27 protein-coding genes and 2 pseudogenes are annotated in these 23,173 nt (G+C 65.6%); 20 read left to right on the forward strand and 9 right to left on the reverse strand.

Going from position 1 to position 23,173, the window contains the following annotated elements:
- Positions 1–28 precede the first annotated feature (28 nt).
- From KBZ12_RS07620 to KBZ12_RS07635, 4 genes and pseudogenes are all read left to right on the forward strand, one after another.
- Positions 29–418 carry a nucleotidyltransferase domain-containing protein gene (locus tag KBZ12_RS07620; RefSeq protein ID WP_254957313.1) on the forward strand — a complete coding sequence of 130 codons (390 nt, stop codon included), beginning with the start codon at positions 29–31 and terminating at the stop codon, positions 416–418.
- Complete coding sequence (locus KBZ12_RS07625) at positions 415–813, forward strand: HEPN domain-containing protein (protein ID WP_254957314.1); 399 nt, start codon at positions 415–417, stop codon at positions 811–813. Before KBZ12_RS07620 ends, KBZ12_RS07625 begins: the two co-directional genes overlap by 4 nt.
- Positions 814–942: 129 nt before the next feature.
- Positions 943–1,506, forward strand: coding sequence for a type I restriction-modification system subunit M N-terminal domain-containing protein (locus tag KBZ12_RS07630; protein WP_254957315.1), 564 nt, complete (start codon positions 943–945; stop codon positions 1,504–1,506).
- Positions 1,507–1,740: 234 nt separating this feature from the next.
- Positions 1,741–2,771, forward strand: a pseudogene (locus tag KBZ12_RS07635) (class I SAM-dependent DNA methyltransferase).
- Positions 2,772–2,788: 17 nt separating this feature from the next.
- On the opposite strand, the gene KBZ12_RS07640 reads toward KBZ12_RS07635, so the two are convergent.
- Positions 2,789–3,118 (reverse strand): type II toxin-antitoxin system PemK/MazF family toxin, encoded by a 330-nt coding sequence (locus KBZ12_RS07640; RefSeq protein ID WP_254957316.1) that lies wholly within the window; start codon positions 3,116–3,118, stop codon positions 2,789–2,791.
- Between the two features lie 39 nt (positions 3,119–3,157).
- Positions 3,158–3,271: pseudogene (locus KBZ12_RS07645) on the reverse strand (transposase); the annotation flags it as partial.
- Positions 3,272–3,619: 348 nt separating this feature from the next.
- Between KBZ12_RS07645 and KBZ12_RS07650 the strand changes: the two are divergent.
- From KBZ12_RS07650 to KBZ12_RS07665, 4 genes are all read left to right on the forward strand, one after another.
- Positions 3,620–3,955, forward strand: a complete 336-nt coding sequence (locus KBZ12_RS07650) for a type II toxin-antitoxin system PemK/MazF family toxin (protein ID WP_254957317.1) — start codon at positions 3,620–3,622, stop codon at positions 3,953–3,955.
- Between the two features lie 160 nt (positions 3,956–4,115).
- Positions 4,116–4,316, forward strand: coding sequence for a hypothetical protein (locus tag KBZ12_RS07655; RefSeq protein WP_254957318.1), 201 nt, complete (start codon positions 4,116–4,118; stop codon positions 4,314–4,316).
- A 234-nt stretch (positions 4,317–4,550) separates the two neighbouring features.
- The gene (locus KBZ12_RS07660) at positions 4,551–4,802 is read left to right on the forward strand and encodes a transposase (RefSeq protein WP_254957319.1); all 252 of its coding nucleotides are present in this window, start codon (positions 4,551–4,553) and stop codon (positions 4,800–4,802) included.
- A 653-nt stretch (positions 4,803–5,455) separates the two neighbouring features.
- Positions 5,456–6,187 (forward strand): triacylglycerol lipase, encoded by a 732-nt coding sequence (locus tag KBZ12_RS07665; RefSeq protein ID WP_254957320.1) that lies wholly within the window; start codon positions 5,456–5,458, stop codon positions 6,185–6,187.
- Here KBZ12_RS07665 and KBZ12_RS07670 read toward each other — a convergent pair.
- Positions 6,135–7,250: an ABC transporter substrate-binding protein gene (locus tag KBZ12_RS07670; protein ID WP_254957321.1), complete on the reverse strand. Its 1,116-nt coding sequence runs from the start codon at positions 7,248–7,250 to the stop codon at positions 6,135–6,137. The genes KBZ12_RS07665 and KBZ12_RS07670 overlap by 53 nt on opposite strands.
- A 118-nt stretch (positions 7,251–7,368) precedes the next feature.
- On the opposite strand from KBZ12_RS07670, the gene KBZ12_RS07675 reads away from it, so the two are divergent.
- Entirely contained in the window at positions 7,369–7,608 is a 240-nt protein-coding gene (locus KBZ12_RS07675; RefSeq protein ID WP_254957322.1) for a type II toxin-antitoxin system CcdA family antitoxin, read from the forward strand.
- Positions 7,601–7,966 carry a type II toxin-antitoxin system PemK/MazF family toxin gene (locus tag KBZ12_RS07680; RefSeq protein WP_254957323.1) on the forward strand — a complete coding sequence of 122 codons (366 nt, stop codon included), beginning with the start codon at positions 7,601–7,603 and terminating at the stop codon, positions 7,964–7,966. Before KBZ12_RS07675 ends, KBZ12_RS07680 begins: the two co-directional genes overlap by 8 nt.
- A 4-nt stretch (positions 7,967–7,970) precedes the next feature.
- On the opposite strand, the gene thyX is transcribed toward KBZ12_RS07680, so the two are convergent.
- Together thyX and KBZ12_RS07690 are read right to left on the reverse strand one after the other, a co-directional pair.
- Positions 7,971–8,696, reverse strand: a complete 726-nt coding sequence (thyX, locus tag KBZ12_RS07685) for an FAD-dependent thymidylate synthase (RefSeq protein ID WP_254957324.1) — start codon at positions 8,694–8,696, stop codon at positions 7,971–7,973.
- A gap of 39 nt (positions 8,697–8,735) precedes the next feature.
- Complete coding sequence (locus KBZ12_RS07690; RefSeq protein ID WP_254957325.1) at positions 8,736–9,302, reverse strand: thioredoxin domain-containing protein; 567 nt, start codon at positions 9,300–9,302, stop codon at positions 8,736–8,738.
- Between the two features lie 91 nt (positions 9,303–9,393).
- On the opposite strand from KBZ12_RS07690, the gene KBZ12_RS07695 reads away from it, so the two are divergent.
- Together KBZ12_RS07695 and KBZ12_RS07700 are read left to right on the forward strand one after the other, a co-directional pair.
- Positions 9,394–9,804, forward strand: coding sequence for an NIL domain-containing protein (locus KBZ12_RS07695; RefSeq protein ID WP_254957326.1), 411 nt, complete (start codon positions 9,394–9,396; stop codon positions 9,802–9,804).
- Positions 9,801–10,268: a hypothetical protein gene (locus tag KBZ12_RS07700; protein ID WP_254957327.1), complete on the forward strand. Its 468-nt coding sequence runs from the start codon at positions 9,801–9,803 to the stop codon at positions 10,266–10,268. Before KBZ12_RS07695 ends, KBZ12_RS07700 begins: the two co-directional genes overlap by 4 nt.
- Before the next feature lies 1 nt (position 10,269).
- On the opposite strand, the gene KBZ12_RS07705 is transcribed toward KBZ12_RS07700, so the two are convergent.
- On the reverse strand, positions 10,270–12,291 hold the full coding sequence (locus KBZ12_RS07705; protein ID WP_254957328.1) for a lytic transglycosylase domain-containing protein: 2,022 nt from the start codon (positions 12,289–12,291) through the stop codon (positions 10,270–10,272).
- Between the two features lie 53 nt (positions 12,292–12,344).
- On the opposite strand from KBZ12_RS07705, the gene KBZ12_RS07710 reads away from it, so the two are divergent.
- Together KBZ12_RS07710 and glmM are read left to right on the forward strand one after the other, a co-directional pair.
- Positions 12,345–12,569 carry a hypothetical protein gene (locus tag KBZ12_RS07710; RefSeq protein WP_254957329.1) on the forward strand — a complete coding sequence of 75 codons (225 nt, stop codon included), beginning with the start codon at positions 12,345–12,347 and terminating at the stop codon, positions 12,567–12,569.
- 48 nt (positions 12,570–12,617) lie between these two features.
- Positions 12,618–14,018, forward strand: coding sequence for a phosphoglucosamine mutase (gene glmM / locus KBZ12_RS07715; protein ID WP_254957330.1), 1,401 nt, complete (start codon positions 12,618–12,620; stop codon positions 14,016–14,018).
- Between the two features lie 63 nt (positions 14,019–14,081).
- Here the strand turns inward: glmM and KBZ12_RS07720 are convergent, their stop codons facing one another.
- A complete protein-coding gene (locus KBZ12_RS07720; RefSeq protein WP_254957331.1) occupies positions 14,082–15,083 on the reverse strand; it encodes a mechanosensitive ion channel family protein in 1,002 nt (333 codons plus the stop codon).
- 206 nt (positions 15,084–15,289) lie between these two features.
- Here KBZ12_RS07720 and KBZ12_RS07725 point away from each other — a divergent pair, with 206 nt between their 5' ends.
- On the forward strand, positions 15,290–15,883 hold the full coding sequence (locus tag KBZ12_RS07725; protein ID WP_254957332.1) for a hypothetical protein: 594 nt from the start codon (positions 15,290–15,292) through the stop codon (positions 15,881–15,883).
- 118 nt (positions 15,884–16,001) lie between these two features.
- Here the strand turns inward: KBZ12_RS07725 and KBZ12_RS07730 are convergent, their stop codons facing one another.
- Entirely contained in the window at positions 16,002–16,730 is a 729-nt protein-coding gene (locus KBZ12_RS07730) for a hypothetical protein (RefSeq protein ID WP_254957333.1), read from the reverse strand.
- A gap of 7 nt (positions 16,731–16,737) precedes the next feature.
- Positions 16,738–17,631, reverse strand: a complete 894-nt coding sequence (locus KBZ12_RS07735) for a hypothetical protein (RefSeq protein WP_254957334.1) — start codon at positions 17,629–17,631, stop codon at positions 16,738–16,740.
- A 163-nt stretch (positions 17,632–17,794) separates the two neighbouring features.
- On the opposite strand from KBZ12_RS07735, the gene KBZ12_RS07740 reads away from it, so the two are divergent.
- The 5 genes from KBZ12_RS07740 to KBZ12_RS07760 all read left to right on the forward strand — a co-directional run.
- Positions 17,795–17,938 (forward strand): hypothetical protein, encoded by a 144-nt coding sequence (locus tag KBZ12_RS07740; RefSeq protein WP_254957335.1) that lies wholly within the window; start codon positions 17,795–17,797, stop codon positions 17,936–17,938.
- Positions 17,939–17,975: 37 nt separating this feature from the next.
- Positions 17,976–18,824 carry a prohibitin family protein gene (locus KBZ12_RS07745; RefSeq protein ID WP_254957336.1) on the forward strand — a complete coding sequence of 283 codons (849 nt, stop codon included), beginning with the start codon at positions 17,976–17,978 and terminating at the stop codon, positions 18,822–18,824.
- Between the two features lie 293 nt (positions 18,825–19,117).
- Complete coding sequence (locus KBZ12_RS07750) at positions 19,118–20,497, forward strand: TIGR04222 domain-containing membrane protein (protein WP_254957337.1); 1,380 nt, start codon at positions 19,118–19,120, stop codon at positions 20,495–20,497.
- 511 nt (positions 20,498–21,008) lie between these two features.
- Positions 21,009–22,454, forward strand: a complete 1,446-nt coding sequence (locus KBZ12_RS07755) for a tetratricopeptide repeat protein (RefSeq protein WP_254957338.1) — start codon at positions 21,009–21,011, stop codon at positions 22,452–22,454.
- Positions 22,455–22,505: 51 nt separating this feature from the next.
- Positions 22,506–23,173, forward strand: a 668-nt coding sequence (locus tag KBZ12_RS07760) for a transposase (protein ID WP_254957339.1), incomplete at its 3' end; no start/stop codon positions are given.

Consider the following 23,173-nt stretch of genomic DNA (forward strand, 5'->3'; position numbering starts at 1 on the left):
ACGATGATCGAAGACTGGAGAGCCGGACATGCACCCGACCACTGCCATCGACACCGCCGACATCACCTCGGCGTCCTTACTGATCGACGCCATCCCCGAGCCCCTGCGGCCGGAACTGGTGCCTGCTCTGAACCAGCTCGTGCGGGAGCTCCACCCGGAAGGGCTGTGGCTATTCGGCAGCTGGGCACGCGGCAGCGCCACGCGTCGATCGGATGTGGACCTGCTGGTGATGGGCCTGGCAGATCGGCGCCTGCTGGAGGCCTACGACGCCGTCTTGACCGTGCTGCAGAGGTGCCCCTTGCCGGTACAGCCGCTTGTGGCGGCCCCCGCTCTACTGGCAAGGCATGGCGACGCCCCGTTCTGGCGCTCGGTGAAGGCGGACGCGATTCCCCTGCTGACAGGGAGCCACTTTCCATGAGCCAGGAAAAGGCGCGCCAACGGGCACAGCTGTGGCTGCGTCAGGCCCAGGATGATTTCCAGGCCGCTTCGATGCTGCACCAGGGTGGCCAGGCTGCACAGGCCTGTTTCCTTGCCCAGCAGGTGGGTGAAAAAGCACTGAAGGCCCTGCTGGCGGCTGAGGACCGTGATCTGCGCAGCCATTCGCTGACGGCACTGCTGCGGGAACTCGGTGGGCCGGATCATGAGTTGTGGCAGCGGGAAGCCCGGTTGCTCGACAAGCTCTACGCCCCCACCCGGTATCCGGATGCGCTCGGGGATGAGGCGCCTGTGGATGTCTTCGGACCGGAGGATGGGGCGGCCGCCCTGGGGGCTGCCGAGCGCCTGCTGAGCTGGGCAGGTCAGGCCCTGACCTGATTCGTCATTCGCACGAACCACACCCACGCCTCAACACCTGAGCTCCACACTGGGCAGATTCTTGCGCCGCAGCCAGGCCGCCCCCACGCAGCCCGGCCTTCCACCCCTGACTGTCCCGTTCCACCTCCGATGCCCACCCGCACCGACCTCACCGACGCCCTGCTGGCCCTGATCCCGGAGAACGGCAGCCGCCTGAGCAACGAGCAATTGCGGGCGGCCCTGGCCGAGCAGGCGGATGAGCCCTTCAGTGACGAGGAGTTTGGAGCCGCCAAGGACCATGTGGTGGCCATGGGCGCCGCCGAGAAAGCCCGCGGCCCCGGCGGCGGCCTAAAGGCGCCAGGCCTGAGCCCACCCGCGAGGCCAGCCTCCCCATCGGGCAACGGCCGCGGCCGCCGCAACGACAATGGAGCGGCCCCGGCCACAGTCCAGCCCTCGATTGCCCCCGGCACCACGTCGGCCTCGGTCCTCACCGGCGAGCTGCGCAACCAAATCGACCGCATCTGGGACGCCTTCTGGAGCGGCGGCATCGCCAACCCGTTGGATGTGCTTGAGCAGCTCACCTACCTGCTGTTCATCCGGCGGCTCGATGAACTGGAAATCCTGGAGGAACGCCGCAGCCAGCGAGCCGAGCAGCCGATGCGCCGCCGCATCTTCCCGGAAGGCGCGGATGAGCAGGACCGCCCCTGGAGTTAGCTGCGATGGAGCCGCTTCAAGGAGCTGGGCGAAGCCTCCTCAATGTTCAAGGTGGTGGGCGAGCGGGTGTTCCCGTTCCTGCGCGAGCTGGGCGGTGAGGAATCGGCCTATGCCACCCACATGCGCGACGCCCGCTTCACCATCCCCACGCCGGGGCTGCTCACCAAGGTGGTGGAGCTGCTCGATGCGGTGCCGATGGAGGACCGCGACACCAAAGGCGACATCTACGAGTACATGCTCGGCAAGCTGGCCACGGCCGGCACCAACGGCCAGTTCCGCACGCCGCGGGATGTGATGGTGGATCCGGCCTGCGGCACCTGCGGCTTCCCGGTGGCGGTGGGCGAATACCTGCGCACACACCACCCCGAGGTGCTCAGCGATCCGGAGCTGCGCGAGCACTTCAACCATGGCCTGTTCCATGGCTTCGACTTCGACACCACGATGCTGCGCATCGGCGCGATGAACATGCTGCTGCACGGGGTGGAAAACCCCGATGTGAGCTACCGCGATTCGCTCTCCGAAGACAGCGCCAGTGAGGAGAACAAATACACGTTGGTCCTGGCCAATCCGCCCTTCGCCGGATCACTCGACTACGAAAGCACCAGCGGCAAGCTACAGCGGGTGGTGAAGACGAAGAAGACCGAGCTGCTGTTCATGGCGTTGTTCCTGCAGCTGCTCAAACCCGGCGGCCGGGCGGCGGTGATCGTGCCCGATGGCGTGCTGTTCGGCTCCTCCAACGCCCACAAGGAACTGCGCCGCACCCTGGTGGAAGTCCATTTTTGGAGGGCGTGGTGTCGCTTCCGAGCGGGGTGTTCCGCCCTTATGCCGGCGTGAGCACGGCGATCCTGTTCTTCACCAAAACCGGTCGGGGCGGCACCGATCAGGTGTGGATTTACGACATGACCGCCGCCGGCTGGAGCCTCGACGACAAGCGCAACCCTTTGCTGCCGCTGGAGAAACTCGGGCCTTCACCGAAAGAAGCCCTGGGCGAGGGCGAACACGACAAGAACAACCTGCCCGACTGCCTGGCCCGCTGGCGGCAGCGCAAGGATGCCGAGCGTGAGCGGGAACGCACCGCCCAGAGCTTCTGCGTGCCCAAGGCCGAGATCGCCGAGCAGGGCTACGACCTCAGCCTTACCCGCTACAAGGAGCTGGTGCACGACGAGGTGGAACACCGCCCACCGCTGGAGATCCTGGCCGAACTGCGGGCGATCGAGCAGGAGCTCCTGCAGGGGATCGAGGAGCTGGAGGGGATGTTGCGATGAGGGGCACGCAAGCGCGATCAGCGGGCCAGGCCCAGAAATACCAGCAACGAGCGGTTGAGCCGCAGCAGGTCGTCATCCGCAAGGCAGCCGATGCACTGGCCCAGGCGGCTTCTGGGCACAGTGGTGACCTTGTCGACCATCAGGCGGCTGAGGGCTCGCAGACCGTTCTCCGTTGTGGGCTCGACGGGGACACGAAAGACCGGCAGATCAGACGGGTCGGTCGTGATCAGACACACCGTCACGGAGTCGCGGGCGGTAAAGGCGTCGTCCTGAACAATCACCACAGGGCGGGGCTTGCTGGCAGAGCCGGAGCCGCCGGCCATGGTCCAGAGCTCACCGCGCTTCACTGGCTGTATTCGTCGTCAGGCCACTCGACCACTGGGAGCCGACACCTCCAGGGTCCTGCAGACGTCAGCGACGGTCTGGCCCTGGTTGAGGAGCTGCTCAGCAGTGCGCAGCTTGCGGATGATCTGCTCGGGTGTGTGGCGCTTGCGTTTCATGGGGCTTCTCCTGGCCAAGTCTGGCCGGTAGGGAAGCTCTCATAAGGGCTGGTTCAGTTCTCGGGGTCCACGTCACGTGGCTACAATGTGAGCACGTCTGGCGGGTGTGGTCGTGGTTCGAGCGAAGCTGGTCAAAATCGGCAACTCGAGAGGGATACGGCTCGCCAAGCCGCTGCTTGAGGTTGCGGGGCTGGCTGACGAAGTCGAGATCGAGGCAGCTCCAGGGGTTCTGACCATCAGGCCTTCGGCTCATCCGAGGGCTGGCTGGGCAGAAGCGGCAGCGTCTTTCGAGCCGGAGGGACTTCTCGATGAGATGAGCGCCACTCGGTTTGATGATGAAGAGTGGTCATGGTGACTGATGAACAAGTCTCAAGAGGCGATATCTTCCTTGTCGCGCTGAATCCCACACGAGGATCTGAAATCAGGAAGACGAGGCCATGTGTTGTAGTGTCGCCGGACGAGCTAAATGCTCACCTTTGCACTTTCATTATTGCACCGCTCACAACTGGCGGACATCCATACCCCTTTCGTATACGTTGCAGGTTTGATGGCAAAGACGGTCATGTTGTGGCTGATCAGCTAAGGGCTGTGGATAGGCACCATCTCGTCAAGCGATTGGGGAGTCTGTCGGAGACTACGCTGAATGAGTTGCTGGGTGTTCTTCAGGCGATGTTCGCTGTGTAGAGGCCTGGCTAACATGGCCATTCACCTGACCCGCCCTTCAATTCCCTCAAGCCCAACGAGGTCACGAACCAGCAGCTCTCTGCGGCCAGGTGATGGCAAGCGTTAGGTCTATCAGGTGGATGCCACGGCTCTGCGGAAGGACTCGGCTATCATTGGATTCATGAGTACCCTTGAAGAGATTGAGGCTGCAGTTCAGCAGCTGCCACCGGCCAAGCGGGCCGAGTTCCGGGCTTTGTTCCAGTCGTTTGATGAAGCGGACTGGGACCAGCAGATGGATGATGACACTACTACGGGCAACTTGGACTGGCTTGCTGATGAGGCGATTGGCAACAGCCATGTGGGTCGATGTACTGAATTATGAGGCATCGGGCCAGCCCGCGCTTCTGGGCTTGCTATAATTCGCTTCCTTCGGAGGTGAAACTCTAGGCTGATTGCTGCTTTGAATTGCTAAAAGCAGAGCCGCGCCATCCTTCACTCCATTTCAAGAAGATTGGCAAGTTCTGGTCGGCCAGAGTGAGGTGGTCTGGTTTTTCTGGACAGGCCCCATCGTTAACCTTTGAGGCGGGGCACCACCCCTGAGAAGGGGCCCCCACCCATGAGCAAACGCCGCACCCACAGCCCCGAGTTCAAGGCCAGGGTCGCCATGGAGGCGATTTCAGGCCGCAAGACGCTCCAGGAGATCGCCGCCGACCACGCGGTGCACCCGATCCAGGTGAGCCAGCGGAAGAAGCAGCTGCTGGATGGCGCCAGCGACCTGTTCACCCGTGGCAACAAGTCGCAGGCCAAGGACGTAAGCCAGGCCAAGGAGGCTGAGCTGTTCCAGCAGTACGGCTTCGCAGAAGCCTGACGGCTACGGCAAGCTCCAGATGGAGTTGGAGTGGCTGAAAAAAGTCTCAGCAGCTCTGATGCCCGTGAACTACGCCAACTGGTGGATCATGACCACCGTGAGCTCACGGTCAGCCGCCAGTGCGAGCTCCTCGGACTGCCACGGTTGACCCTCTACTACAAGCCTGTACCGGTTAGTGAATCCACCCTGCGGATCATGGCCAGGATCGATGCCTTGTACCTCGAGGATCCCACTACCGGTAGCCGGCGAACGGTGCAGTACCTGGCCAGAGAGGGTGTCAGCAGACATCGAAAGCTGAGCCAGCGCCGACACCAAAAGTGAGCCACCCGGAAGCGATGGGGGAGCCGTTGCCGGCCGCGTCAGCGGCGGGTCATGGCTCTTCCTTGCAACGGTCATCGGCGGCGGCGACGCGGTCGACAGCGGGTGTGGGCTTTGGGCTGGCCAAGACGGTCGGTGCCCATACAGCAGGGGGGATGGTCGCGCTGGAGGGCGTGATGGGAACCCCAGAGGAGGTGGCGGTGACTCGCCAGCTGCTGTCAGCGCCGAAGAGCTCGAGATCCGTCTCTACGAAACCCACGGCTCCCGCTTCGGCTATGGGACGTATCTGGCCAGAAGGGTCGGGTAGACCGGATTCGCGACACCTGTCCTCGCCCATGACCCGCCAGCCGATCCTGATCCTCGGTGGCTTCCTGATCAGCCCCGAGGCCTATGGGCCGATGGTGACGCGGCTGGAGCAGCTCAGTGGCCAGCCGGTGCGGCTGGTGCCGGTGGGCAAGCCGGAATGGCTGCTCACCGTGTTCGCCTTCGCCTGGGCCGGGATCCTCGATCGGGTGCAGGCCACCGCGGCCGAACTGTCCCGCCGCTCCCCCACCGGCAAGGTGACGCTGATCGGCCACAGCTCCGGCGGCATCATGCTGCGGCTGTTCCTGGATGAGGCCCCGTTCCAGGGGCGCCGCTACGACGGCAAGGCCCTGGCCGACACCCTGGTGATGCTGGGCAGTCCCCATACCGCCCTCAAGGCCACGGTGCTGCGCCGGATGGTGGCAGAGCGGCTGCCGGCCTGCCCCTTCGCCGATCGGGTGCGCTATGTCTCGGTGGCCGGCGACCTGGATCTGCAGGCGGCCTCCCCCATGGCCCAGCGCCTGGCCCCCGCCGCCTACCGCAACAGCACCGGTGATCCCACAGGCCGGGGTGATGGCCTGGTGCCTGTGGCCTCGGCCCTGCTGGAAGGCTCCACTTCCCTGGTGCTGCCGGGGGTGGCCCATGGCGGCGCCTTCGGCCCCTCCTGGTACGGCAGCCCCGACGTGGTGGAGCGCTGGTGGAGCGCCGGCTTCAGCGCGCCCGGGGCTTCCCCCGGGTCGTTGCCTGCTGGCGCAGCTCGCTGACCACGCCGCTGCGCTTGAGGGCGCTGATCGCCTGGTCGATGCGGTCAGCGGTGGCCACCGGCAGCGTCGGCGCGTAGGCGAACGCCTGCGATTCGGGCCGGATTCCCTCCAGCGCCAGGCTGGGCAGGAAGCCCTTGGCGTCCTCCTGGAGCAGCAGGTAGCTGAGCTGCAGGTTGTCGCCCACCAGGGCGTCGATCCGGCGTTCGGCCAGCAGCTTGCCCCCCTCGCTGATGTTGGCCAACCGCACGATCGTGGCCTTGGGTCCTGTCCCGGTGGCGTTGATCTCCTTCAGCAGTGACTCGCTGACGGTGCCGCTGCGGACCCCCACCCGCAGGCCGCGCAGATCCGCCGCAGACCGGATCGCGCCGCTGGCCGTGTCCTGGATCTCCCCGGCCACGTTCACGGTGAGATAGCCCACCAGCAGCGACGCCGAGACGATCCGCACCAGGTAGGCCAGGATCACGACCCCGTTGCCGCGGGTGGTGGTCACGATCGTGTTGCTGCCCGGCCCGGTGGCCAGCACCTGGAACACCTTGCTGGCGTGGCGCAGGCCGCTCCGCCGGCTGACCGGAGCGGGATGGGTGCGGGCCTCCAGGCGCAGGGTGAGCCCGGTGAGCAGCGCGATCGCCAGCAGGTAGCCGCCCAGCAGCTGCAGCAGCGTCGGCGTCAGCAGGGCGCCCAGAAAGGAGCGTCCCAGATCCAGACGGCTCTTCACCACCATCACCGCCAGGCCGTCCTCCTGGAAGGGGAGGCTGAAGCGGTAGCGCTTCAGGCGGTCGGGCGAGACGTTGATGCAGCCCACCGCCACATCCACCTTGCCCTCACGGCTGGCCTCCAGCATCTGCCGCACCGACGGCCACTCCGAGACCACATAGGGCAGCTCCTCAAGGGTGGCCACCCGGTTCCACAGGTCGACGCCCAGCCCCCGCCAGACCCCCGCCTCGCGGTAGCTGCAGGGCGGCGAGCCATCCACCAGGCCCACCCGCAGCACCGGTGCCGCCGCCGCCGTCCCCGGCAGGCCCAGGGCCAGGCAGAGGGCGAGGCCCAGGCTGAGGCGTTTCATCCGAATCCCTGGAGCGTCATCAGGTCCCGCCAGTGTCTTGCATGGTCCGCGCCGTTTCCAGGCGATGGCTTACTCCATCACTGCTATTAGGATTGTTGCCAGGAATCTTGCTGGAGCCATGGCCAACCGTTCCATCAGCGTCTCGGTGGATGAAGCCCTGCTGGCCGAACTCGACGCCGAAGGCGGCAACCGTTCGGCCCTGGTGGGGGAGGCCCTGGCCTTCTGGCTGGCCCACAGGCGCCTGGCGGAGCTCAACGCGGCCTACGCCGATCTGGCACGACTGGAGGGTGAGGGTGGCGACCTCGCCGACGCTGCTCAAGCCGCTGCCGCCATGGCCCTGGCCGCCATCGATGGCTGAGCGGGGACGTCTGTACCTCTGGCCGCGCAACCGCAGCTTCGGCGACAGCAAGCGTCGCCCCGTCGTCGTTATTGCACCGGAGGCCGCCTCCAGCCGCAGCCGGCGATGGGTGGTGCTGCCCCTGAGCAGCGATTCACGCCTGGAGGGGCAGCCGCTGGCCTACCCCCTTGAGCCTTCCCCCAGCAACGGCCTGCAGCTGCGCAGTTACGTCATGGCCTGGCTGCCCACCACCGTGGCCGCCGATCAGCTGGAAGGTCCCCTGGGACGACTTGAGTTCGAGCAGCTGGCCGCCGTTTTGAAGCGCCTGACGGACGCCCTTGATCTGCAGCTGCTGGAGCCCTGGCAGGCCGGTCCCTGAGCTCTCAGGGCGCCAGCCGCGCCTTGTGCAGGCGGCTCTTCTCGTACCAGTCGGCGAATTCCGGTACCCAGCTCTGCAGGTGGGGCCACATCAGGTCGCAGAGTTCGCGGATCTCCTGCTGGGCATCGAGCTTGGCCCGCAGGTCGAGGAAGTGCAGGAACGCCCGCAGGGTGAAGCTCACCATGAAGTGCTGGCGGTAGTCGAACGGCAGGATGCCGCGGGCGTGCTCCTCGGCGTAGCCGGCATCGAGCAGGTCGCGATAGCGCCCGGCAGCCGCCCGGCAAAGCTCCAGATCGATGGCCCGCTGGCCGTCGTCGTAGAGGTACTTCTTGCCCTGGCGGTCGCTATAGGGGCCCACCGGCCGCAGGTAGAACACCTCCTCCAGGTCGAGCTCCCCGTTGGCGGCCCGGCGGATGCGGTCGCCCGTGTAGCGCATCGACTGCACATCGAAACTCACCCCCACCCGGTGGGTGCGCGCCTGCTGCATCACCGAATGGGGGAACCAGCCCACGTTGAGCACGATCTGGGCGTGCTCCAGGGGGCCGTAGTGGCCGCGCTCGCCTGCCAGCAGCCGCTTGACGCAGATCTCACCGGCCTTGCGCTCGTCGGGCCAGTCGGCCCGGTCGGCGGCCACGAAGCCCTCGCTGTAGTCCTGGTGCATCCCGGCATACACGCACTGCTGCGGGTTCGGCGTGGCGGCGATCAGCTCGACCCGGAAGCGGGGATCCATGGGCGGGGGGTTCGGGGTGAAAAGGCGGGACGTACGGGATCAGCCGTGGCTGCGGGGGCCGGCCTGGGGCGGGGTCTGGGGCTCGGGGCTGGCGCTCTCGGCCAGGGCACTCACGGCCCCCACGCCCGCCAGCCGTGGCAGGGAGGTGCCGTCCACCAGGGCGCTGCTGAGGGCGTCCAGTTCGGTGGCGCTGCGAGCACCGATCGAGCGACCGACGGGGGCGCCGGCGGCATCGAAGAACTCCAGCTGCGGGATGCCGTTGACGTCGTAGCGCTCCATTTGCGGCTGCCAGCGGGGATTGTCGACATTGAGCAGGACCACATCCATCTGGCCGCGCTGCTGCCGCTCGATCCGCTCCATCGCCGGCGCCATCGAACGGCAGGCCTCGCACCAGTCGGCGTAGAACTCCACCACGGTGGGCCTGCCATCGGCCAGGGCCACCGTGAGCTCAGGCGACTGGCGGGCCAGCCGTTCCAGGGGGGCTTCCGGGTGCAGACCGCCCCGCAGCCACAGCATCAGCACCACCAGAACGGCGGCCACGGCCGCCAGCACCATGCGCTCGGTACGGCCGAGCGCGGAGGGGGGAGAACTGCCCGACGGGGCCATGGACAGCAACGACACGAGGTGGCGCCCACTCTGGCAGCGGGAGGCTGGCTGCGGACATCGTTGCTAGCGTCAGGCTTCCCGGCCTGGAGCGGTGAAACGGCGCCTCACTCTCCACTTCCCCTCCGAGGCGGTGCACCAGCCGATCACCTACCGCCTCGCGGTCGACTTCGACATCGCCGCCAAGATCCTGCGGGCCCAGATCGCCCCCAACCAGAGCGGCACCATGGTGGTGGAGCTCTCCGGCGACATTGACGAGCTCGATGCCGCCGAAGACTGGCTGGAGGGCCAGGGCCTGGGGCTCAACCGCGCCCCCGGTGAGATCCGCATCGATCCGGAGCGCTGCGTCGACTGCGGCATCTGCTCCAGCGTCTGCCCCAGCGGCGCCCTCCACTACACGCCGGCCAGCCAGCGGCTCCATTTCGAGGCCTCCCGCTGCCTGGTGTGCGAGCAGTGCATCCCCAGCTGCCCGCTGGAGGCCATCACCCTGGTGCTGCAGCCATGAAGGACATCTTCCGGCTCATGCTGCTGCCGCTGCAGGCGCCGATGCTGCTGGTGCTGGTGGGGGTCAGCACCTACCAGGGCATGCACTGGAGCCATGCCCTGGAGGCCGGCGGCAGCCGGGTGCAGGAGCTCACCACCTTGGTCTGGTCGGCCGAATGCCTGCAGGCCATGGTGATCGTGTTCATCTGCACCATGCCCGACCTGGTGATCCGGCAGGTGTCGATCGTGATGGCCGCCAGCCGGGTGGTGAGCCTGGTGGTCACCCTGCTGTTGGTCACCATCGGTGGCCTCTATCTGCTGCACCTCAACGTGCTGGCCAACGTGCTGATCATGGGCTCGGCGGTCCTGCTGGCCCGGCTGGATCTGCTGCGGGTGCGGGTGGTGCCGCCGCCGCTGGTGCTGGCCGGGGTGCTCGCCCTGCTGGTGCTGGGCGGGGCCAACTTCGGCCGCATGCTGGTGCGCTGAGTCAGCAGCCCGGTTCGCTGCCCTGCTGGTAGCTCCAGACGTTGCCCAGCACCTTCTTCACGTACAGGCGGGTTTCGGGGTAGGGAATCGCCTCCACCCACAGCTCCGGGTCGCTGCGCAGCCGGGGGGCCACCCAGCCGGCCACGGCGCCGGGCCCGGCGTTGTAGCTGGCCACCGCCAGCAGCGGGTCGCCGTCCCACTGGCGCAGCATCTGCGCCAGGTAGCGGGCGCCGAGGCTGGCGTTGCCGGCCGGGTCCTCCAGCACCTGCTCCGGCACCGGCCCACCGGCCAGCTCGGCAGCGGTGGCCGGCATCAGCTGCAGCAGGCCGGTGGCACCCACCGGCGAGCGTACCGCCGGTGTGAAACGCGACTCCTGCTTGGCCACGCCCAGCAGCAGCTCCATCGGCAGTCCGGCCTGGGTGGCGGCCGCTCGGAAGGCCGCCTCAAAACGCAGCGGATGCAGGCTGCGCTCCAGCTCCCGCTCCAGGGCGCACTGGTTGCCGTCGAGTTTCAGGCTGGCCTGCTCCAGCAGGCCGAAGCCGGTCCAGTCGTCGCCGACCCCCTGCCGCAGCCGTCCCTCCAGCAGCAGCTCCCGGCCCCCTTCGGGTGCGCGGCGGCCGCGGCGGTGGCGCCAGGTCTCCCAGGCCTCGGTGCGCTGATCCAGGCGCCAGAGCCGATCGAGCGTCCCATCGCCGCTGGCCAGGGGCCGCCAGTCGCTGCGCCCAGCCGGTGTGTGGGGGCCGGCGTCCAGCTGCAGATCCCCCTGGCCCAGGCGCACGGCGGCGCGCCAGCCGTAGTAGCCGCCCGGATGGCGCCGCAGCAGCGCCTCCCAGGTGGCCCTGGCGGCGGCCCCTTCACCGAGCTGTTGCTGAAGGAAGCCGATCCAGAAGCTCTGGCGGGCGGCCAGCGGCGGCGGCAGCTGGTCGGTGGGGATGGCCTCCAGCAGCGCCATGGCCGCCTGCCAGCGGCCGGCCAGCAGCCGCTCCCGCACGAGATCCCACTGCAGCGTGCGGCTGGCGGGGTCAAGGGGCCAGCGGCGCAGCAGCTTGAGGGCCGCGGCGTCGGTGGCGGGATGGGGGCCATCCCCCTTGGGCTCGGCCTCCAGGATCCGCCGGGCGAGCACCGGGGCACTGTCACGCCAGCGGGGCGGCAGCCGGGCCAGGGCTGCAGCGGCGGCGGGGCTGCCCTGCTGGGCCAGCAGGCGCACGGCCGCCTCTGCCTCCGGCGCGGTGGGGGCGCTGCGGACCAGATCCAGCAGCAACGTCTCGGCCTGAACCTGCTGCTGGGCGTTCCCCGCCAGCAGGGCACGGCCCAGGCTGAGGCGGCCGCTGGCGCCCAGGCCGTTGAGCGTGGAGCCCAGGCAGCGAAGGGCCCCTTCGGCATCGCCCAGCTCCGCCAGCCCCTCGGCCAGCTGGGCCCGCTGGCGGGCCTCCAGCACCGCGGCGTCGTCCTTGCAGACCTGCCGCAGGCGGGCCTCGGCGCCGGGCCAGCGGGCGCCCCAGCGGGCCAGGTGCAGGGCGCCGCGTCGCCGTTCGGCCGCCTCCGGGCCGGCGGACAGGGCGGCGGCAAGAGCTGCGGGGTGGGCCGGGAAGCGCTGCAGCAACTGCCCGCGCTTGCCGGGGTTGTCGCCGCCGAGGGCGTAGAGGGCATCGGCGCTGGCCGGATCGCCGGGGAAGCGCCGCTGCAGCTGGCGCCACAGGGCCAGCGACGTCTCCGGGCGTCCGAGGGCCGCGGCGGCCAGGGCGTCCTGCTTCAGCACCAGGGCGGCCAGGGGATCGGGGCCCCAGCCCTGCCCCCGCAGCCACTGGCGCTGCTGCTGGGGATCCTTGCTGCGGGCCGCCAGCAGCAGGCTGGCCTCCCGGCGCCGCCAGGGATCGGCATCCCAGTGCTGCAGCCACTCCAGCCGGTCGGTGGTGGTGGCAGGGGTGAGCGCCGGTTGGCGTGCCAGCAACGCCCGACCCCCCACCAGGGCCAGGCCGGTGCCCAGGCACGAAAGGGACAGCAGCAGGGGGAGTCGGGCCAATGGCCGGGGGACGGCGTCCGGGGCATTCTGGGCATCCGCCTGCGCCGCACCCGGTGCGATTGCCCTCCCTTCCCGCCCTTCCACCCCTGTTCGACCGCCTGCCCGGGGCGGCCGAGCGCCGCCGCGCCGTGGTGGTGAGCGCAGTGGCCGTGCTCACCCTGCTGCTGCGGCCGCTCTTGCCCCTGCGGCTGCTGCCGGGCTGGTGCGTGGGCCTGCTGCTGCTCTGGGCCACCCTGGAGCTGCTGCGTTGGCGCTGGTGGCCGCCCCGCTGGCGCTGAGGCCGGCCGGGAACGGCACGTAGCCTGCTCTCCAGTGATGGCAGCGGCATGGGAGAAGCGGCATCGCATCCGGTGGTGTCCCCCCTCGGGGCGCCCCTGGAGGAGGGTTTGGCCCGCTTTGGCACCGACGGCATCCGTGGCCGCGTCGGCACCAGCGTCACCCCGGCCCTGGCCCTGCAGGTGGGCTACTGGACCGGCGTGGTGCTGCAGGCCGATGGGCCGGTGGTGATCGGCACCGACTCACGCCGCAGCGGGCCGATGCTGGTGGCGGCGCTCAGTGCCGGCCTGATGGCCGCTGGGCGGGAGGTGTGGCAGCTGGGGCTGTGCCCCACGCCGGCGGTGCCGGGCACGATCCGGCGCCAGGGCGCCGCCGGCGGGTTGATGGTGTCGGCCAGCCACAACCCTCCCCACGACAACGGCATCAAGGTGTTCGGCGCCACCGGAGCCAAGCTCGTGGCCGCGCGCCAGCAGGCGATCGAGGCGGGGCTCCAAGGCCGCACCGCGCCGCCGCCGCTGAACGGCAGCGGACGGGAGGTGCAGCGGCCCGACCTGCTGGCGGCCTACGTCGATTCCCTGCGGGCCAGCGCCGGCGACCAGCGCCTCGATGGCGCTCGTGTGGTGCTCGACCTCTGCTGGGGATCGGCCACCGCCTGCGGCGAGGAGCTGTTCCGCTCCCTGGGGGCGGACGTGCTGGTGCTGCACGGCGAGCCGGATGGCGAGCGCATCAACCAGGGCTGCGGCAGCACCCACCTGGAGCCCCTGAAGCGGGCGGTGCTGGAGAGCGGCGCCGACATGGGCTTCGCCTTCGACGGCGACGCCGACCGGATGCTGGCGGTGGATGGCCGCGGCCGGGTGGTGGACGGCGACCACATCCTCTATCTGTGGGGTTCGGCCTTGCGCCGCGAGGGCCAGCTCCCGGACGACCGCCTGGTGGCCACGGTGATGTCGAACCTGGGCTTCGAGCGGGCCTGGCAGGCCAGCGGCGGGGTGCTGGAGCGCACCGACGTGGGCGATCAGCACGTGCATGCCGCCATGGAGGCCCTGGGGGCCGGCCTGGGCGGTGAGCAGTCGGGGCACATCCTCTCGGCCCGCCATGGCATGAGCGGTGACGGCCTGCTCAGCGCCCTGCAGGTGGCCACCCTGATCCATGGCGGTGGCCTGAAGCTGGACGAATGGATGGACGGCAGCTTCCAGCCCTACCCCCAGCGGCTGGTGAACGTGACCGTGCCCGACCGGCAGCGGCGCCAGCAATGGCAGCAGTGCGAACCCCTGCGGCTGGCGGTGGCCGAGGCGGAGGCGGCCATGGCGGGCCACGGTCGGGTGCTGGTGCGGGCCAGCGGCACCGAACCCCTGCTGCGGGTGATGGTGGAGGCGGCCGAGCAGAGCCAAGTCGACCACTGGACCGACCGCCTGGCGGCCGCGGCGGATCAGTACCTCAACCGGGCCTGAGCCGGCGGCCGCGGCGGAGATCCTGGCCGGGTAGAGGGGAAACGATCCTGGAAACCGAACTCTTCAGGGCTGGCCCTGTTGTTGCGGCCAGCCCTGCAGCCGCTGCACCAGCCGCCCCAGCAGTTCCCGCCGGGCTGGGCCCTGCTGGCCCGCCTCGGTGATCAGCAGGGCCTTCACCTGGAGGTCGTCCGCCGTCATCGCCTCGATGCCCAGCAGGCGCGGGGGCTCCAGCAGCTTCGGGGCCCAGCGCGGGTCGCTGCCGAAGGCGGCCAGTTCCTCGGCGATCAGGGCCATGGCGCCCGCCAGATCGGCGATGCGGCGCGGCAGCAGCAACGTCACCTCCGCCCCCGAGCGCAGCTTGGTGTGGTTCACCACCTGCTCGCAGTGGCTGTTGGGTACCACCACCACCCGCTGATCGGCGCAGCGCAGTTCCGTGCTCAGCACCCCCACATCCACCACCTCGCCGCAGCGACCACCGATCTCGACCACATCACCGATGGCGTAGCGGTCGTCGAGCAGCAGCACCGCGCCCATCGCCAGCCCCAGCAGCAGCACCAGCGCCGCCAGCAGTCGACTGAAGGCCTGGGTGAGCTGGAGCAGCAGGCCGCGCCACTGTTCGGCCAGGGCATCGGCCGGCAGGCCGTTGAACGCGGCGTCCTGGTCGGTGACCGTGAGCAGGGGGAAGGGGCTGGCGCGGCCGGGCACCAGGGCCGCCAGACGTTGCCCTCCGCCTGGTTCCCGCAGCACCACCACCCGCAGGGCCTGCGGTGCCCCCTGCAGCCCCAGATGGTTGGGGTCACAGGCGGCCTTCGTCCCCTTGATGCTGAGGTGATCCAGCAGCGCCTCACCGACTCGCTCCCCTGGGGTGCAGGGATTGCGGGGCTCGTACAGCTGGCTCAGGTTGCTCTCGATCACCCGGGCCCGCTCGGCGGCCTCCGGGGCGGCTGTGGCCGCTGCCGTGGGGTGGGGCTGGACCGCCGCCAGGCTGATGCTCAGAGCCAGGCCCAGGGCCATCAGCAGGGCCAGGGCCCGCCGGCCCAGCGTGCCCTGGCGGGGGGAGCGCATGGGTTGCTGGGCTCGGGTCATCGGGGTGGCGTCGGCCGCAATCCCCCCAGACTTTGGTTAGCGCGCCCGCTTCACCGATGCCGATGCCCAGGTGCTGCCGCCCTGATCCCGGGAAGGGCCGGCAATCCGTCGCCCGGAGGGTGAGTTTGCCGTCATCCCCGCCGGTGAATGAGGGGCAGATTGAAACCACTCATAGGCCCACGTCCATGGCACGCCTCGCAACCAACGTCAGGCAATGGCTGGCACGGCGCCTGCGGGCGGCGGCCGCCGCCATGTGGCAGGAGCCAGCGCCGCCCCCGCTGGCCGTCAGCAGCCCGCCCCCGCCCCTGGCCCCGGCGCCGGTCCGCCCGCCCGCTCCACCGGCGCCACCGGTCGATCGGGTCGCCGCCCTCTGCCCCGGGGTGCGGGAGCCCCTTTCGGTGGAGAATGCCGTACTCAGCCGGGACATGACCGTGCTCAAGCGCGAAGCCGCCGATTCCCTGGCGGCCCTGGGCGCCGCCCATGCCCTGATCAGCTCCGCCCGGCTGGCCCAGGTGCAGGAGCTGCGGCCCCGGGTGATCGAAGGCCAGGCCTCGGGGGAGTCCCTGATGGCGCTCGCCGCCGAGTACCAGGGCTGGCAGGGCGACCAGGTGCGCATCTTCGATGCCCTGGCGCTGGTGATGCGGATGGGGGTGCCCAAGGGTCTGGTGCTCGACCAGCTGGATCCAGGCCTGCAGGAGCAGGCCCGCTCCCACCTGGAAGCGCTGTCGCTGGAGTATCAGCGCCGCCTGCTGGCGCAACAGTTCCACACCTCCGTCTGACGCCGGCCAGGGGCCGTCGGCTTCTGCAGGAGACGTGCAACGACAGCCTGCTGCAGCGACGGCATCAGGATCAGGCGGTGACCCCTGGCCGATATGCAGGCGCATGGTGCAAAGCGCCTCACGGCAGGAATTGGTCGTAGAAGCGGGATTTCAGAGCACAGGCCTGATCCACCTGGCGCATGGCACAGGCCAGTGCATCCCCATTGGGGATCAGCCTGCTGATCTGACGCGCCAGCTCCTGGGCGTGGGTGAGGCCGCCAAGCAGGGTGTCGGTGCCGATATCGGATCGGCGACTGTCGTGGATCATGTGGTAGTAAAAGAATTCAGACTTGCTGCGATCCGGAACATCACCATGGGACAGCCGCTCCGAGAGCCGAGGCCATAAACAGGTGTACTCCACAGACACCAGCACTTCCGCCCAGAACCGGAGATAGCAGACCAGTGCTAATTGGTGATGGGGCTCAGAAAGACAATCCATGAGCTGCTGCTGGCATTCGTGGCGCACAGAACGGGTGACATCTGACTCCTCAGTGGTCAGGATCTGTTGGCGTGAGGCGCCGAGCTTGAGAAGATCCTGAAACAGCAACTCGCGATGGGAGGGAAGGGCAACTCCCTTGGTATTGCGCGGAAACTCCTCGTGCAGAATCAGGCGCACAGCCGCTTTGCTGGGTTCATCTTCGAGGGCATCGATCACGAACTCATAGACATTCACGATCGACAGTGACAGATGGCGGCGCTGGATGAGAGCCGCTAACAGGCCATCCCAGGAAAGCGCATCACAACGCGAAAGCAGATGGGCTTGAAACTGCGTAATCTGCTTGATTTCGTGGCTGTTGAGTTGATCCATCATGGCACTACCTGGCAAAAAGAATCTTCAGATCGTTGCGCCAGTTCTGGTCGGGGAGCGGTGCAAAAGGGCGAGCCACATCCCACATCAGTTCAAAGTCGTTGAGCAACGTACCGGTGATCAGAGCATTGGCAGCCTGTAGATCAAGCTGCAGTTGAAAGGTGTGGATGGCAAGGGATCCATGCAGGAAGGGAGCGGCGATCATGGTGTGACCAGCGCGGTAGATCGCCAGGGAGGGCAAGGTGTCATAGAGCCTGATCTCCAGCGGGCAGCTCGGCTGACAGCCGCGGATGGCCTGTTCCAGCGTTTCCAGGTTGGCGATCACACAACTCTGGATATCGATCTCATGGGCCTGCAGCGTGGAAGTGTAGCGCTGCAGCACCTCCTCGCGCAATCGGGCGGCCTGGGAATAGGGCCAGGCCAGCAGGACGCGGACGCGCACACCCTGCCGAAGGCAGCGAATCAGCTGGGGTCGATAGTGGTCAAGATTGGGGGCAAAGGTCTGCAGAATGTCAACTCTTCTCTTCTCAGGTGGCTCACACTGGCTCACCCCATCCAGGGCATCGGCGAAGATCTCAGTGGGGAAAGAGTGATGGATTCTGACCAGCCCAATTCCAGAAAAGCCTGGATCATTCTGACGATACTCACTGATCATAAAACGATGCAGTTGCGGCAACTTGTAGCCGCGACCCTCGATCCCAAATTTGCGATAGATGGTGCGAAGTCTCTGGGTGAAGGCCTCTTCTTCGATGGCGCTGTAATAGCGCTGGTAGGCCTCCAACAGCTGCTGCTTGGTCTGCCCCTGTTCCTCCTGAAGGCACAGAACCACTTCCATCTCGTGGGGCGTCAGTGCGTAGCGTTGCTGCTGGCCAATGGCCTGCAGGAAGGATGTCCAGCTCATAGCCCGTGCGGGAGAAGGTCGGTGAATCGGGGCTTTTCGAAAATCTATTGTATCGCCTTGTGGTGATAGGTGGAGATCCTTACACCTGCTTCCATCTGATTGCACCTGGCCATGATTGACAGCACTCGGGTCCGTCTGGGAATGTCAGTTGCCAGCCTCCCGTATGGCAACCATGCTCGACTCTCAGCGAGATCTCTATCGCCGTATTCAGGCCTATGAGCTGGATGACCCCAGCCATGAGATAGGTATTGATCGCCAGTTTTGCGGAGCGACGCTGTTGGCACTGTGGCCACCGGATCACCTTTGAATCAGCACCATCTTATTCGTGAAACAGGGTAACTCTTATGACCACTCATGCCATGTTCTCTAAATCCGGGTCACGTGGTCTAACGGTGCGGCGCTTCGCGCCGATCGGAGTGGCGATGGCTGCGGTGATTCTGAATCCCCTGCGCGTGATCCCTGAGGGCACGACGTGCGCCAGGCTACGCCTCGGCCAAGTTCAGAATCAACCGGTGCTGCCAGGACTGAATCTATTGATTCCATTCATCGATGGCTTCGACTGTATGGATGTAACGGTGAAGAGTTTTCAGCGGCAAGTGGCAGCTTCCACATCTAACATCCAGGATCTGAATGCAAAACTGGCTGTTCAGTGGAGAGTGCCCCCCTCCCAGGTCCCGCGGGTGCGACGTGAATTTGGTTCGCTTGAAGCGATGGCCACGGGGATCATTGATCCGAAAGCGGAGGAGAGCTTCAAAACGGTGAGTTCGACGCGAAGTTTGGATTCGGCCATCGGAAATCGCGCTAAGCTGAAGGCTGATTGGGAGAGCACGATCAAGGCCAACTTGCGCCCATATCCGGTGGAAGTGGTTGGTCTGGATGTGGTGAACCTAGCCCCCAGTGAAAAGGTCTCGGAAGCGATTGAGACCAAGCAGGTTGCCGAGCAGGAGGCTCTGGCGGCCACATACAAAGCCACGGCGAAAAAGAATGAGGCGCTTGGGGTGATTGAGGAGGCTAGGGGCCAAGCGGAGGCCCACCGACTCAAGGCCGCGAGTTTGCGGGTACCCGGCGCCCGTGAAGTGACGGAGCTGGAGAAAATCCGTCTGTGGGCGCAAAACGGATCGAAGGTCCCAACCACCCTGATCGTCGGAGGAGAAGGGGGCTTTTGGTTGTCCAGAATGCTCGGCATCCGTTAAGGCAAGCCAGGTGTTCATTTGATGTGCAGCCCGTCCCTCTGCGGCTGTCCGTCGCCCATGGCGGAAGCCATCGGACCCTTTGAGCCAGCAACACCACTGGATCAGTTGTCTCCCCGGGGGCGGCTGCGTTGCTTGGCTGCGCCGATTCGCCGGTTACCGTTGAGCTGTCGGGCTGTGCCAGTTGTAGTTGTTGACATTGTTTAAACCTCCCTCCATCTGTTTCCACTTGACCATGATTGACATCACTTGGGACCGTCTGGGAATGTCAGTTGGTAGCCTTTCGCATGGTAATCATGCTCGACGCCCAGCGCGATTTGTATCGCCGTATTCAGGCCTATGAGCTGGATGACCCCAGTCACGAGATCGGTTTTGTTCGGCACTTGATGCGACAGCAGGGCTGGAGTCGCGAGCATTGTCTACGTACGATTGAGGAATACAAAAAGTATGTCTTTCTGGCGTCTGTTGCTGGCCAACAAGCCGTGCCTTCCGATGCTGTTGACCAGGTCTGGCACTTGCATCTGTTGTACAGCGAGTCTTACTGGGAGGACTTCTGCCCCAATGTTCTGGGCCGCAGGCTTCAGCATTGCCCAGCACGGGGGGGCGGGCAGGAGCGCGCGACGTTTCACCACTTTTACCGCGCCACCATTGACAGCTACCGGCAGTATTTCGGCGAGCCGCCGCTGGATCTCTGGCCACCGGCTGACATTCGTTTCGGCAGCGATCTCCAGAGGCAGCGTGTCCCCATCGGTCGTCGGCCTGGGCTGCGCCAGCTCCTGGCTGTACTCAGCCTCCTGCTGGTGTGTGCCGTCGCCTCAACCCCCCTGGCCCTGGCCAGCAGTTCCACGGCTTCGGCCACCTCGGCATTTGTCTTTCTGGCGGCGATGTTTCTCCTTCCCCTCGCGATCGCGGTGGGGCTGGTCTTTCGGCGCCTGATCCGCCGGCCGGATCATCAATCTGCCATCCCACTGCTCTCCGCTGAGCAGCTTGCCTATCTGGCCCGAGGCGCGAGGGGTGCGTTGGATGTGGCCCTGGCTCAGCTGGTTGATCGAGGTGTGTTGCGGCCGAATCGAGACAAGAAGACGTTGGACCTCACATTTTTTGTTTCCCCATGTGTATCGCCACTCGAGCAGCAGCTGGTTCGGCGCAACAAGGAGATGGCGCAGATATCTTCCTACATGCCAACCTATGGGAACCTTGTCACGCCAGGCGCTTACGACTATTCGTCGTTGAAGCAAAATCTGAGGGAGAAAGGGCTGATGATCAGTCCGCTTTCTTTGGCGGCTTCGCGTTCCTTCTATCTGCTCTTGACTCCGCTGATCGTATCTAGCGTGATCAGCATGGCTCTTCCTTGTCCGCGCGAGTTTCGCCACGCTTTTGATTCTGTGTTGGTTGGTCCGTGGACCCTGACTCTCGTTTGCAGTGCGTTTCTGATCATTCCAGGTGGCCGCACGCGCTGGGGTTCGTCTGTGCTGGGGCATCACCAGAACCATGGCGACGCCCATGATCCGATGATGCGCGTCGCTTTGCTGGGCCCCTCGGCGTTGTCGGGGGGGCGGCTTGACGATCTCAAGCTTTTGATTCAGCAGATTAAACGGGACCAGGAACAATCAGGCTGTGGTGGTGGTGGCGGCTGTGGTGGTGGTTGTGGCGGTGGCTGTGGTGGTGGTTGCTGAGATGGTGTCCAACCCAGGTCACCGGCACCCATGGCAGGTCGAGGGCAGCATCGTCTTCGGCTCCTGGAACAGAGCCTCCGTTCGACAGGGGCAGGCATGGAGGTTGCGAGTCTCGGATCCCTCGATCTTTTTGTCTCTTGTCCTGGATGGCAACGGATGACGCGCATCGAATCGATTGGTCGATCTAGTCAGCACCTTGACTTCGCAGTGATGCGTGACCTTGCAGCGAGGATTGATTACGCGGAGTGGGTGCCCTCCCTGATCTGGTGCATCTCCGGACCTCGCTCCCCAGCCATGTTCTTGGTGGAGCTGGTTCTGGGTCATGCGGCTCGAACTGATCGATGGGCGCCTTTGGAACCATCCTGCCGGCTGGGGAGGTCATTCGAGCAGGTGGCCAGCGGCAAGCTTCTCGCTGCTGGGGCAGCGTTGTGTCCTCAAAACGGGAGCACCATGATGATGAAGACCGCGAAGCCTCAAGTCTTTTCCCTATACCGTGGAGGCAGCTGAAGCCGTGAAGTATCCCGAAATTGTGCTGGAGAACTTGTCGGAGGATCTCGAGGCAACTCTCCAGTTGGGTTATGCCTGGATCAGGAGGGGATCGCTGGAGACGGCACGTGACGTGTTTGATGGATTGACTTGCCTGCACCTCGAAAGCGGAGAAGCGCAGCAGGTAGGACGTGGGCTGAACCGGATTGGTGAGGTGCTGATGGAGCTGGTGGATGGCCCGGGAGCCCTGATTGCCTACCGCGCTGGTCTGGAGATCAGAAAAGCACTCACGCAGCGGGATCCCAACAACACGGATTGGCAGCGCGAGCTTTCATTGACTCACGACAAGATTGGCATTCTGTTGGAGGCACAGGGGGATCGCCGTGGGGCACTCGCCGCTTACTCCGATGGTCTTGAGATCAGAAACAACCTGAGTCAGCGGGATCCGAATAACACGGAGTGGCAGCGCGATCTCTCGTGGACACTTGACCGAATCGGTGATGTGCTGACGGCGCAAGGTGATTTCTCCGGTGCACTGTCTGCTTACCGCGCAGGCCTGGAAATCGCCGCATCCCTTGTGCAGCGGGATCCGGAGCATGCGGAGTGGCAGCGCGATCTCTCGATCAGTCACAACACAATCGGAAATGCCCTGTTGGGTCAGGAGGATAGTTCTGGAGCATTGGCCGCTTATCGCACCGGTCTGGAAATCAGAAAAACCCTGGCGCAGCGGGATCCGGACAATACGGAGTGGCAGCGCGATCTCTCGATCAGTCACGACAAGATCGGCCATGCGCTGCAGGCGCAGGGGGATAGCTCTGAGGCACTAGCTGCCTACCGCAAAAGCCTGGAGATTGCCGAAATCCTGGCGCAGCGGGATCCGGATAACATGGAGTGGCAACACGATCTCTCAGCGAGTTACGATCAAGTGGGAGATGTGCTGCTGGCGCAAGGAGATTGCCCCGGGGCACTGTCTGCTTACCGCGCAGGCCTGGAAATCGCCCAATCCCTTGTGCGGTGGGATCCGGAGAATACGGAGTGGCAGCGCGATCTCTCGATCAGTCACAACAAGATCGGCGATGCGCTTTTGTCTCAGGAGGATAGTTCTGGAGCATTGGCCGCTTATCGCACCGGTCTGGAGATCAGAAACGCCCTGACACAGCAGGATCCGGAGAATGCGAAGTGGCAGCGCGATCTCTCGATCAGTCACGACAAGATCGGCAATGCGCTGGTGGGGCAGGGGGACAGCCGTAAAGCACGGGCCGCTTACCTCGCGGGTCTGGATATTCTTGAATCCCTGGCGCGTCGGGAGCCCCAGAACAGCCAGTGGCTGATGGATCAAGCGGAAGTCCTTGCCAAGCTGGGTTCCTTGGACTGCCTGATGGCCAGGAATGTTCGCAGGGACTACCTAGGGCTTGCTGAGGAACCCAGATCTACTGCAGCGCAGCTGGTTCCAGCCAGAGTCTTACGCTAGAATGCGCGCAAATCAGCCATTTGTGGGCTAGAAGAATTCGCTGAGCTGTAAATGTACGTCTTTCAGCACAACGGCCAGCTATCCATTGAGGAGTTTCATGCCCCCTTTGGCGGCAAGCTGGATCCGAACAATCGCTGGGTTGCGCTGGCCAGCATCATCCCCTGGGAGCCTCTGGAAAGCCGCTACGCACCATTATTCAGCGCCACTACTGGTGCACCGGCCAAGCCATTCCGGATGGCCTTTGGTGCGTTGTATATCCAGCAGAGGCTTGGCGTAACGGATCGGGAGACTGTTGAGCTGATTACGGAATCACCCTATCTGCAATTCTTCATCGGTCTGAGTGGCTATCAGTTCACGCACCCGTTCGACGCCTCGATGATGGTGCACTTCCGGAAGCGGATTGGACCTGATCTGATCAAGATCTGCAATGACATGACGAAGGCGAGTGGTATCGCGTTGGTCAAACAGCTTCTATCGTCGCTTCCAGAAGCAGAATGCACTGAGGGCGAGAACAAGGAACTCGCGGCCATCGAGTCAGAGCTGGGTGAGCCCCCCCTTTCGCATGACCCCAGCAAAAACTGGGGCACGCTGATGCTTGATGCCACCTGTGTGCCTGATGATATTCCCTATCCGGTGGATCTAAGGTTACTCAACGAAGCCCGTGAAACCACGGAACTGGTCATTGATGTCCTATTCAAGCAGTTGTCCGAGAAAGTAAA

This window comes from Cyanobium sp. Cruz CV13-4-11 (genome assembly GCF_024346055.1).
In the GTDB taxonomy this organism is placed as follows: Bacteria; Cyanobacteriota; Cyanobacteriia; order PCC-6307; family Cyanobiaceae; genus Cyanobium.

What these genes read in the sequence shown, in the direction of transcription:
- KBZ12_RS07750 (WP_254957337.1), top strand. Translation starts at nt 19,118, where the DNA reads ATGCTCGACGCCCAGCGCGATTTGTATCGCCGTATTCAGGCCTATGAG.
- KBZ12_RS07630 (WP_254957315.1), top strand. Translation starts at nt 943, where the DNA reads ATGCCCACCCGCACCGACCTCACCGACGCCCTGCTGGCCCTGATCCCG.
- KBZ12_RS07730 (WP_254957333.1), bottom strand. Translation starts at nt 16,730, where the DNA reads ATGGATCAACTCAACAGCCACGAAATCAAGCAGATTACGCAGTTTCAA.
- KBZ12_RS07740 (WP_254957335.1), top strand. Translation starts at nt 17,795, where the DNA reads ATGGCAACCATGCTCGACTCTCAGCGAGATCTCTATCGCCGTATTCAG.
- KBZ12_RS07725 (WP_254957332.1), top strand. Translation starts at nt 15,290, where the DNA reads ATGGCACGCCTCGCAACCAACGTCAGGCAATGGCTGGCACGGCGCCTG.
- KBZ12_RS07690 (WP_254957325.1), bottom strand. Translation starts at nt 9,302, where the DNA reads ATGGCCCCGTCGGGCAGTTCTCCCCCCTCCGCGCTCGGCCGTACCGAG.
- KBZ12_RS07720 (WP_254957331.1), bottom strand. Translation starts at nt 15,083, where the DNA reads ATGCGCTCCCCCCGCCAGGGCACGCTGGGCCGGCGGGCCCTGGCCCTG.
- KBZ12_RS07675 (WP_254957322.1), top strand. Translation starts at nt 7,369, where the DNA reads ATGGCCAACCGTTCCATCAGCGTCTCGGTGGATGAAGCCCTGCTGGCC.
- KBZ12_RS07625 (WP_254957314.1), top strand. Translation starts at nt 415, where the DNA reads ATGAGCCAGGAAAAGGCGCGCCAACGGGCACAGCTGTGGCTGCGTCAG.
- KBZ12_RS07670 (WP_254957321.1), bottom strand. Translation starts at nt 7,250, where the DNA reads ATGAAACGCCTCAGCCTGGGCCTCGCCCTCTGCCTGGCCCTGGGCCTG.
- glmM (WP_254957330.1), top strand. Translation starts at nt 12,618, where the DNA reads ATGGGAGAAGCGGCATCGCATCCGGTGGTGTCCCCCCTCGGGGCGCCC.
- KBZ12_RS07680 (WP_254957323.1), top strand. Translation starts at nt 7,601, where the DNA reads ATGGCTGAGCGGGGACGTCTGTACCTCTGGCCGCGCAACCGCAGCTTC.
- KBZ12_RS07735 (WP_254957334.1), bottom strand. Translation starts at nt 17,631, where the DNA reads ATGAGCTGGACATCCTTCCTGCAGGCCATTGGCCAGCAGCAACGCTAC.
- KBZ12_RS07655 (WP_254957318.1), top strand. Translation starts at nt 4,116, where the DNA reads ATGAGTACCCTTGAAGAGATTGAGGCTGCAGTTCAGCAGCTGCCACCG.
- thyX (WP_254957324.1), bottom strand. Translation starts at nt 8,696, where the DNA reads ATGGATCCCCGCTTCCGGGTCGAGCTGATCGCCGCCACGCCGAACCCG.
- KBZ12_RS07660 (WP_254957319.1), top strand. Translation starts at nt 4,551, where the DNA reads ATGAGCAAACGCCGCACCCACAGCCCCGAGTTCAAGGCCAGGGTCGCC.
- KBZ12_RS07650 (WP_254957317.1), top strand. Translation starts at nt 3,620, where the DNA reads ATGGTGACTGATGAACAAGTCTCAAGAGGCGATATCTTCCTTGTCGCG.
- KBZ12_RS07665 (WP_254957320.1), top strand. Translation starts at nt 5,456, where the DNA reads ATGACCCGCCAGCCGATCCTGATCCTCGGTGGCTTCCTGATCAGCCCC.
- KBZ12_RS07700 (WP_254957327.1), top strand. Translation starts at nt 9,801, where the DNA reads ATGAAGGACATCTTCCGGCTCATGCTGCTGCCGCTGCAGGCGCCGATG.
- KBZ12_RS07745 (WP_254957336.1), top strand. Translation starts at nt 17,976, where the DNA reads ATGACCACTCATGCCATGTTCTCTAAATCCGGGTCACGTGGTCTAACG.
- KBZ12_RS07620 (WP_254957313.1), top strand. Translation starts at nt 29, where the DNA reads ATGCACCCGACCACTGCCATCGACACCGCCGACATCACCTCGGCGTCC.